A 9,694-nucleotide genomic window follows, 5' to 3' on the forward strand; every position below is an offset into this window, starting at 1 on the left:
TGCGGTGGCGATATGAGCTTCACCTCGGCTATCACATACGATTTCGAGGTTTATTCAGCCGCTCAGGGGCGCTGGCTTGAGGTAAGTTCGGTTTCCAACTTCGAGACTTATCAGGCAAACCGCTTGAAACTCCGTTACAAGGACGAGAACGGCAAGACTCAGCTGGCCCACACTCTCAACGGCAGCTCGCTTGCTTTGCCAAGAATTCTTGCAGCACTCATTGAGAACAACCAGACAGAGGACGGCCGCATAAGGATTCCTGAGGCATTGCGTCCTTACACAGGATTCGAATACATTGATTAGTCTGAATAAGGGAAGCTTATGGTTGACGCTTCAATAGTTGGAGCCAGGAAGATAATTATGGGAATAGACCCCGGAACCAATATACTTGGTTACGGGGTTATTGCCATTTTTGATAAAAAGCCCGAGTATGTGACAATGGGCGTGCTCAACCTGAAGAAGCTCAATGACCATTTCCTTATTCTGCAGACCATAACCAAGGAGGTGTCAAGGCTCATTGAGCGGTACACCCCCGATGAAATGGCCGTTGAGGCCCCGTTCTACGGCAAGAACCCCCAGGTCATGCTCAAACTGGGCAGGGCGCAGGGAGCGGCCATAACGGCAGCCCTCATCAAGGACATACCAATCCACGAATATGCCCCAAGAAGCGTGAAGCTTGCCATAACAGGCAAGGGAGCAGCTTCAAAGGAACAGGTGGCGTCAATGGTGAAGCATATATTTGGCATAGATGTTGAACAGAAATACAATGATGCCACTGATGCACTGGCGATAGCCCTTTGCCATCACTATCACACCACTTCACCAATCCTCAGGGCACAGGAGACTGTTGCGGCCAGAGGTGGTGGCGCAAGCCAGAAAATCAAGGCCGCATCCGGAGGAAGCGGCAGAGGCAAGGCAGGTAGCTGGGCGCAGTTCATTGCCGATAATCCGGACAGGGTTGAAAAGTGAAAAATTGTGCGGAAGAATTAAACTTTTGACGCTTTAATGTGTCCAAATACCGAAGTTTATTGGAAGAAGATGCGTAAGATTCATTATAAATTATTCCTTTTTGCGCTAAGCTGCGCAATATCAGTGCTTTTTCAGGTATTCACAAGCTCAGGTCAGTTAAAGGCTCAAGGCAAGGGTAATACATACACTGCAATCATATTGGACAAATCAACAGGGGAGCCTGTTGAATTTGCAACGGTAAGCGCCAAGTACATTGGTGAGCAGACATCAACGCATTATGCCCTGACCAAGGAGGACGGCAGCGTTGTCCTTGATAGAATGAAGGTGGGAAGGGCTACCATCACCGTGGAGTATATGGGCTACAAGAAACTTACCTATACTTTTGATGTTAAGCGTGGAGCGAACGATGGCGGAAAGGTTCAGCTGGAGCCGGATGTGAATCTGCTCGATGCAGTGGTTGTAACCGATGTGGGCAACCAGATGGTGGTAAAGAAGGATACCCTTGAGTACAATGCCAGCGTGTTCAAGACCAACGAAAGCGACATGCTTGAGGAACTGCTCAAGAAATTACCTGGAGTTGAAATATCATCAGATGGAACCATAACGGCCAATGGCAAGGAAATCACGAAGATAATGATTGACGGAAAGACCTTCTTCCTTGATGACCCCCAGCTGGCTACCAAGAATATCCCTGCAAAGATTGTTGATAAGGTGAGAGTGGTTGAAAGAAAATCGGACCAGGCGCGTTTCACAGGCATTGATGACGGCGAGGAGGAGAACGTACTTGACCTTGGAATCAAGAAAGGAATGATGAACGGCTGGTTCGGAAACCTCATGGGAGGTTACGGTACAGAGGAGAGATACCAGGGCGCCGGCATCGTGGCCAAATTCACAGACAAATCACAGCTCTCAATCATCGGTAACATCAACAACACCAATAACCGAGGCTTCATGGATGTTGCGGCCAGTATGATGGGTACGCTCAGACAGGGAGGCCGTGGCGGCCGAGGCGGCGGTGGAGGAATGTTCCCTTCAAGGAGCGGTATCACAACTTCCAGACTCGGTGGCGTGAATGCTACCAGAGATTACCTCAACGGCAAGCTGAAACTCACAGGTAGCTACATGTATTCATCATCGGACAAGGACGTGAGGGAGAAGACGGACAAGGAGACATTCCTCAAATCTGGTGGCTCAATGTTCAATATGGAGGATGCAAAGGACAATACATTTGCACAGGGACACAGAGCTAACGGAGAATTGGAATGGACAATCTCGGACAATACCTCAATTCTGTTCCGTCCTTACGCAAACTTCAACAGCGGAGATTTCAGGGAGGAGTCAATGTTCAGTACAAGGACGGGCGACGATCCTACCAATGACGGTAACAGCCTTAGCACGGGTAATAATGAATCTCAGAGTGCAGGCGGCCGTTTCCTTTTCCGTCAGAAACTCGGTAAACCTGGAAGGACACTTTCCCTGATGCTCAATTTCCAGTATCAGAACAATGAGATAGAAGGAAACAACTATTCTCTCACGAATTACTATCAGGACGGTGAATTCAGTTCAAAGAGCGTTATCAATCAGGATTATAACAGGAATGAGATTTCCAAGAACATGATGGGAAGATTCTCATATACCGAGCCTTTGGGAAAGAACTACTTTGTTGAGGCAGCTTACAGATACAACTGGAGGCGCACCAACTCAGACAAGGACACCTGGGATATTCTGGAGTCAGGCGAAAGGAAGTGGAACGAGGAGTACTCGGCACATTATGAGAACACTTTCACCACACAGAGATTTGAACTCTCGTTCATGAAACAGGAGGAGAAATACAATTTCAACATAGGAGTCACATACGAACCTGCAAAGACAGAGAGCACGGGACTTGCAAGGGACACCACCTATACAACAGGGAATTTCGCTCCTATGGCAAGGTTCGATTTCAGGTTCACCGAGGACAAGTTCCTCCGTATAAGTTACCGTGGCCGTTCACAGCAGCCTTCAATAACTCAGATGATGCCTATTGCGGACAATTCCAACCCATTGTTGGTTCAGTTGGGAAACATGAATCTGCAGCCGTCATTCACCAACAGCCTGTGGGCTGAGTACAGAAGCAACAACAGGAAGAATTTCAGCTGGTTCGGAGTAACTCTGGAAGGCTCCTACAAGACAGACAACATTGTAACCCAGAAATATTACGATGAAAACGGCGTTCAGTATACACAGCCTGTCAATGACAATACCGGTATTTACAATATCTCCGGCAGGGTCATGCTGAACAGACCTATTGGCAAGTCAAAGTTCACCATAATGTCATTCACTTTCATGAGCTTTGGAAACGGAGTAAGCTTCGTGAGCGACAACGACGCCTTTGTGAAGAACGTAACAAAGAACTTCAGCGTTTCCGAGAATGCGAGAATCATGTACAGAACGGATGACGTGGAGCTCAGCGCAGGAGCAAGAGTGAGATACAGCAATGCATGGTACACCGTTGAATCCATGAGCAACAGCAATCCATCAACCTGGTCCAATACATACAGCGTTGGGGCCAACATAAACCTTCCATGGAACTTCAATATCACAACGGACTACAACTTCACGCATTACATAGGTTACGGCTCCGGATATGATGATCCGTCGCAGGTGTGGAATGCTGAGATTTCAAAGACCTTCCTCAAGAATTTCACGTTGAAGGCAAAGGTGTTTGACATACTCGCAGATGCAAGAAATACCTACAGGACAACCACTGAAGACTATGTTCAGGATGTGCAGAACAATACTCTTGGCAGATACGTGATGTTCTCACTGGTATGGCGTTTCGGAAAATTCGGTAACGGAAACGGAGGTATGGGCATGGGACGCGGTCCTATGGGACATGGCCCGAGAGGCGGCCGCCGTTAAGCATATATGGATTTCATTGTCAAAGGCATCCGGTTCTGAAAAGAATCGGATGTTTTTTTTGAGAAAGAGAAGCGCCTTTAGTATCTTTGTAGTTTACAATCAATGTGCGGGAATGCCTTCAGCGCTTGTTTGTTGCTGAAACAACAGGAACGGAACAATTCAAATATAAAATATGTATCAGAAGAAACTGGGCTTTGACAACGATAAATATCTGCGTATTCAATCGGAGCATATCAGGCAGAGAATAGAGCATTTCGGTGACAAACTTTATCTTGAGTTCGGCGGAAAGCTTTTTGATGACAATCACGCAAGCAGGGTGCTGCCCGGGTTTGAGCCAGACAGCAAGCTCAAGATGCTCATGCAGCTGGCCGATTGCTGCGAGATTATAATAGTGATAAGCGCCGTTGATATTGAGAAGAACAAGGTCCGCAATGATCTGGGCATCACCTACGATATGGATGTGCTCCGTTTGCGCGAGGAGTTCGAGTACAGAGGATTCATCGTAAGCTCGGTTGTAATCACCCATTTCAACGGACAGTCCAGCGCCGTAGCTTACAGGAACAAGCTTGAGAGAATGGGAATCAAGGTATATTTCCATCACACCATAGAAGGTTATCCGAACAACATTGCACTTATAGATTCCGAGGAGGGTTTTGGCAAGAACGATTATGTGGAGACCACAAGACCTCTGGTTGTAGTAACTGCACCGGGTCCCGGCAGCGGAAAGATGGCGGTGTGCCTTAGCCAGCTCTATCAGGAGAACAGACGCGGAATCAAGGCAGGGTATGCCAAGTTCGAGACTTTCCCTGTCTGGAACCTTCCTTTGAAACATCCTGTGAACATTGCATACGAGGCGGCAACCGCGGACCTCAACGATGTTAACATGATTGATCCTTTCCATCTTGAGGCATACGGTACAACGGCGGTTAACTATAACAGGGACATTGAAATCTTCCCTATACTTAACGCCTTGTTCGAGGGTATATACGGTGAGAATCCTTACAAGTCACCAACCGACATGGGCGTGAACATGATTGGCTACTGCATAAGCAATGAGGAGGTATGCTGCGACGCTTCACGTGATGAAATAATCAGGCGCTATTACACCGCCCTTGACAAGCTGGCCGAAGGCGGCTGCAACGATTCCGAGGTGAACAAGATAGCCCTTCTTATGAAGCAGGCCAGAATAACCACCGATTACAGGAAAACTACAGTTGTGGCCCGCGAGAGAAAGGAAGCTTCGGGTGTTGCATCCTCTGCAATAGAGATGCCGGACGGCACCATTCTCAGCGCCGAGACCAGCTCGCTTCTGGGCCCGAGCGCTGCGCTCATTCTTAATGCAATCAAATATCTTGCACATATAGACCATACCGTAAAGCTCATTCCGCAATCAATGATAGAGCCTATTCAGAAGATGAAGGTTTCATATCTGCACGGCCACAATCCAAGGCTGCATACGGACGAAGTGCTTGTTGCGCTTGCAATGCTCAGCCCTCAGGATGAGAACTGCAGAAAGGCCCTTGACTGTCTTCCGCTGCTTGAGGGATGTCAGGTTCACTCAACGGTTATGCTCAGTGAGGTTGACCGCAAGGTATTCAAGAAACTTGGTGTTGGACTGAGCTGCGATCCTGTCAAGAAAAAATGAAAAACAGAGTTTTCCTCATAGACGGTCATGCGCAGATATTCAGAAGCTACTATGCTTTCATGCGCAAGCCAATGGTGAATTCAAAGAATGAGGACACGTCCATTCTTTACGGATTCACCAAGATGCTTCTTGAACTTCTTTCAAAGGAGCATCCTACGCATCTGGCCGTTGCGTTCGACCCTCCTTGCGCAACTTTCAGGCATATCAAATATCCGCAGTACAAGGCAAACAGGACTGCGGCTCCTGAACTTGTAAAGGCGGCGCTGGACCCTTTGCAGGAGATTCTCAAGGCATTCGGCATTCCCGTTGTTATGATGAACGGCTTTGAGGCCGATGACACTATTGGCTCAATGGCAATCCAATGGGGCGGTTCAAATCCTGATTCACAGATTTATATGGTGACTCCGGACAAGGATTACGGCCAGCTCATAAGACAAAATATATTCCAGTACAAGCCGGCCAAGGGCGATTCCGGGCAGGAAATTCTCGGTCCTGAACAGATTTGCGAAAAATACGGCATACAACGTCCCGAGCAGGTGATTGACATACTCACCCTGTGGGGCGACAGCTCAGACAATGTTCCGGGCGTGAACGGGATAGGGGAGAAGGGAGCCGGGAAACTCATATCCCAGTACGGTTCCGTAGAGTCCATACTGGAGCACATCAACGAACTGTCCGAAAGGCAGAGGCAATCATTCCAGGAGGCAGCCGACCACATTGATCTGAGCAAGTTCCTGGTAACAATAAAGACAGACATTGAACTTCCGCTTTCCCTGGAGGATATCAGGCTTAAGCCATTCAACGCTCAGGCCATTACCGAGGTTCTTAACAGGTGGGAGTTCCCATCATTGAAGAGGCTTCTTCCGGAAGACATTGACTTGCAGGTAAGTACGGAGTTTGTAGGAAAGCCTGCCGTGGACCCATCGGCCATGTTGGTAGTGAGAAAACTTGGAAGGGAGGAGTTCCTTGAGAGCGTTTTGAAGCACAGGAGGCTGGCTCTGGGCCTGGTTTCAAAGGAGGCGGAGGTTCCGGCAGCACTTGATCTCTTTGCAGCAGCAGAAGCAGATTCCTCCACCGGCGATGGCAAAGGAATCATTCTGGCAAGCGAAGATGGAATATATGAACCATCGGCAGTGAATGATGAGGAAATGAAGGCTGTGCTGGAGGATGCCTCAATTGTGAAGGTGGGATGCCAGCTGAAGGACTGCATCAAGTACCTCTGGAAAAACGGGGTGGACTTGAACGGCTGTCTGGCTTCCGGAAGGCTTGAGGGTGTTGAGGATGTGGAGATAATGCAATATCTGGTGAATGCTGAGAGAAGCCATAAGTTCAATGAACTGTGCAGGATTTATCTTTCCTTTGACTATGATGCCGCAGCCGGGGCTTATCTGGCTCAGGATGGCCATAAGGCTGAGGAACAGAATGGCGTGAAGGAGCATCTGATGCTGAAAATCGCACCGGAGATCATGCGGGATTTGAAGGAGCGTCAACAGGATGAACTTTATTATACGATTGAAATGCCTCTGATTGCAGTTCTGGCGGATATGGAGGCCAGTGGCGTGAAGATAGACAATGCGGCTCTGGCTCAGTATAGCAGGGAACTTACTGCTGAACTTGCCGGAATAGAGAAGGAGGCAAGGGAAATGGCCAATGATGCGAACATCAATCTTTCATCGCCCAAGCAGGTTGGAATTCTGCTGTTCGAGAAACTCAAGCTGGATCCTAAGGCCAAGAAGAGTGCAAAGGGAAGCTACACAACGGATGAGGCGGCTTTGACAGCAATTGCAGACAGACACCCGATTGTTGGCAAGATTCTGGAATACAGGGCGTTGAAGAAACTGCTCTCAACATACATAGATGTTCTGCCGGGCCTGGCGGATCCTTCTGACGGCAAGGTTCATACAACTTTCAATCAGACCATTACAGCAACCGGCAGACTCTCCAGCGTGAATCCGAATCTGCAGAACATACCGGTACGTACCGAGCGGGGCAAGGAAATCAGGAAGGCGTTCGTTTCCAGTTTCAAGGGCGGTTGCATTGTGAGCGCCGATTATTCCCAGATTGAACTGAGGCTCATGGCGCACATAAGCGGTGATGAGAATATGATAGCCGCTTTCAACAGTGGGGAGGACATTCACAGGGAAACGGCTGCCAGAATCTTCTCCAAGCCATTGGACGAGGTCACAAAGGAGGAGCGCTCAAAGGCAAAGACAGCCAATTTCGGCATCATATACGGGATATCAACGTTCGGGCTTTCGCAACGCCTGGGAATGTTGCGCACCGATTCAAAGAAACTTATTGAGGATTACTTCGCTTCATATTCCGGAGTCAAGGAGTATATCTCCTCAATCGTTGAGAAGGCCAGGGCCAGCGGATACGTGCAGACCATTTACGGCCGCAGAAGATATCTGCCCGATATAAATTCCCGCAATGCAGTTGTACGCACTTTCAGCGAGAGGAACGCCGTGAACGCGCCTCTGCAGGGCAGTGCGGCGGATATAATAAAACTTGCAATGATAAACGTGTTCAGCCGGCTGGTGAAAGCGGGTCTCAAGTCAAGAATGGTGCTGCAGGTACACGACGAACTCATCTTTGACGTGGCTCCGGGCGAGGAACGGACAATAATGGATATTGTGCGCTCCTGCATGGAAAGCGTTGCCGAACTGAAGGTGCCTCTCACGGCGGAATGCAGCGCCGCTGAAAACTGGCTGCTCGCACATTAAACCGTAATTATGGAAGAAGAACTGATTTACAAGGAATTCTCTTTCCTTTCCGAAAAGCAGAAACAGCAATTCGCACTTCTGGGCCCTCTCTACAGGGAGTGGAACGCAATGATAAACGTAATTTCAAGGAAGGACATAGACTCCCTCTATCTTCATCATATACTTCATTCACTTGCGATAGCAAAGATAATTGATTTCCCTTCAGGCAGCTCCATAATGGACGTTGGTACAGGGGGCGGCTTCCCCGGCATTCCTCTGGCCATACTGTTCCCTGAGGTGCAGTTCACGCTTGTTGATTCCGTAGGCAAGAAAATCAAGGTTGCCCAGGCGGTAGCAAACGGCATAGGACTTGAAAACGTGCGCGTGATGAACTGCAGGGTTGAGGATATGGACAGAAAGGAGAAGTTCGATTTTATAGTTTCACGTGCGGTAACCGATCTTGGAAACTTTCTGCCGTGGGTGCGCGGACGCTATACAAAGGGCATATTCTACCTCAAGGGCGGAGATTTGAACAAAGGCGGTGAACTTTATGCCGAAATAGAGCAGGGAATAAAGAAGGCCGGCATTTCAAAGGACAAAGTGAGCGGCTTCAACATTGCCGATATTTTCCACTACGAGTTTTTTGAAGGCAAAAGGATAATATTTTTTGCAATTTAAAGCTAAAGTCTTATCTTTGCACTCCCGTTTTGGGCAATTGCATTTGAGAAAAATAATAAATTTGTCATAATATGAAACGTACATTTCAACCTTCACAGCGCAAACGCAGAAACAAACATGGTTTCCGCGAGCGTATGTCAACACCTAACGGTAGAAGAGTTCTTGCTGCAAGACGTAGAAGAGGCCGTAAGAAATTGACTGTATCATCAGAGGATTTGTTCTAAACCTTTTTTAGGATTTATTAATTGATATTTCAGTCAATCCCTGATAAAATCAGACGCTTTCCCAAAAAGAAAGTGTCTTTTTTTATACCTTTGTGACAGTATTAAGATTGTTGATATATGGCAGATCAAAAGTCAAAGGACTCAAAAACAGATAATAAGAAAGCGTTAATGTATTATTTGAAGCATCTTGCGGCGGCCGTTGCATGTGCAGTGGTCTTCCTTTCCATAGTGCTTTTTCTTCTCGGTCTGATAACCAGACACTCACACAGACTTGAGGTCCCATCGTTCACGGGCCTTACAATGGAGGAGGCAATGGACCTGGCGGATGCCGGCAGCCTCAGACTGGAAATTACGGATTCAATTCACAACAACAGAATGGCGCCTGGCGTAATCTGCAAGCAGAATCCGAAAGCCGGCGGCTACGTAAAGAAAAACAGGCGCATTCTGCTAACCATCAATGCCATATCACCAAAATACGTACAGGCTCCGCAACTCGTTGGTTTCAGCCTGAGGCAGGCACTTTCCAACCTTGCAGCATGCGGTCTTGTAATAGGCAGACTTGTTTATGTTGAGGA

At 48.0% G+C, this 9,694-nt stretch carries 8 protein-coding genes; all 8 read left to right on the forward strand.

Annotation, left to right across the window (positions count from 1 at the left end):
* A partial coding sequence (locus AC06L3_RS07680) for an aminoacyl--tRNA ligase-related protein (protein WP_475670033.1) occupies window positions 1-303 on the forward strand: 303 nt, incomplete at its 5' end.
* An 18-nt stretch (window positions 304-321) separates the two neighbouring features.
* Window positions 322-969, forward strand: coding sequence for a crossover junction endodeoxyribonuclease RuvC (gene ruvC / locus AC06L3_RS07685; protein ID WP_475670034.1), 648 nt, complete (start codon window positions 322-324; stop codon window positions 967-969).
* A 198-nt stretch (window positions 970-1,167) separates the two neighbouring features.
* Window positions 1,168-3,870 carry an outer membrane beta-barrel protein gene (locus AC06L3_RS07690; RefSeq protein ID WP_475670035.1) on the forward strand — a complete coding sequence of 901 codons (2,703 nt, stop codon included), beginning with the start codon at window positions 1,168-1,170 and terminating at the stop codon, window positions 3,868-3,870.
* A gap of 172 nt (window positions 3,871-4,042) precedes the next feature.
* Window positions 4,043-5,515, forward strand: a complete 1,473-nt coding sequence (locus AC06L3_RS07695) for a DUF1846 domain-containing protein (protein ID WP_475670036.1) — start codon at window positions 4,043-4,045, stop codon at window positions 5,513-5,515.
* Complete coding sequence (polA, locus tag AC06L3_RS07700) at window positions 5,512-8,238, forward strand: DNA polymerase I (protein ID WP_475670037.1); 2,727 nt, start codon at window positions 5,512-5,514, stop codon at window positions 8,236-8,238. The genes AC06L3_RS07695 and polA overlap by 4 nt, the downstream gene beginning before the upstream one ends.
* Window positions 8,239-8,247: 9 nt before the next feature.
* On the forward strand, window positions 8,248-8,895 hold the full coding sequence (gene rsmG / locus AC06L3_RS07705; RefSeq protein WP_475670038.1) for a 16S rRNA (guanine(527)-N(7))-methyltransferase RsmG: 648 nt from the start codon (window positions 8,248-8,250) through the stop codon (window positions 8,893-8,895).
* A gap of 71 nt (window positions 8,896-8,966) precedes the next feature.
* Window positions 8,967-9,119, forward strand: a complete 153-nt coding sequence (gene rpmH / locus AC06L3_RS07710) for a 50S ribosomal protein L34 (RefSeq protein ID WP_475670039.1) — start codon at window positions 8,967-8,969, stop codon at window positions 9,117-9,119.
* A 117-nt stretch (window positions 9,120-9,236) separates the two neighbouring features.
* Window positions 9,237-9,694: PASTA domain-containing protein (locus AC06L3_RS07715; protein WP_475670040.1), on the forward strand; the 458-nt coding region annotated here is incomplete at its 3' end.

The sequence above is a fragment of the Candidatus Egerieousia sp. genome (assembly GCF_056211015.1).